1 protein-coding gene is annotated in these 584 nt (G+C 62.3%); it reads left to right on the top strand.

The genetic code is table 11. The features are described 5' to 3' along the window. Positions 1 to 584: MFS transporter (locus tag H9626_RS15830; protein WP_225231031.1), on the top strand; the 584-nt coding region annotated here is incomplete at both ends.

Raw genomic sequence — 584 nt, 5'->3', positions numbered from 1 at the left:
CACAGGCATCCGCTCCACCCTCGGCAGATTGGCCACCATGCTGGGATCGGCCGCTGCCGGTGTCGTGGTATCGCTGACGTCCCCCGACATGGCGTTGTACATCAACGTGGTCTGCTTCCTGATCTCCATCGCCGTGACCATGCTCATGGTCCCATCGGATGCGGCACTGCGGCAGGAAGGCGTTCGCGACACCATCGCCCCGGTCTCCGATGGCATGTCCTTACGCGATTTCTTTGCCGGAGCAGCCTTCATCGCGCACACTCCCCTGGTCCGGGCCATTGTCATTATGGTGGTGCTCACCAATCTGTTGGACTCGGCCGCCATGAATGTGCTGTGGGCGCTGTATGCCCGCAGCGGTCACCGCCGGCATGCCGTTCGGCAGTGTGATGGCCGGTTATCTGGGCCAGTCCATGCCGCTACCGTTGGCATTCGCCATCATCGGCGGCTGCTATGCCGGCGTTTTCGTTCTGACCGGCTTTGGCCGGCACTGGCGGAGGTTCGACGAGTCCTTCCGTCACGCCACGGAAGTCTGAACCAAAGCGAGCGGCAATTTCCCTGTGAGCGGAAACGACGATGCGTCATCC

It is taken from the genome of Phocaeicola faecium, from assembly GCF_014837055.1.
GTDB classification, from domain to species: Bacteria; Bacteroidota; Bacteroidia; order Bacteroidales; family Bacteroidaceae; genus Phocaeicola; species Phocaeicola gallinarum.
The sequence above is the reverse complement of the archived record's forward strand: the minus strand, read 5'-3'. Positions and strand labels throughout refer to the sequence as shown.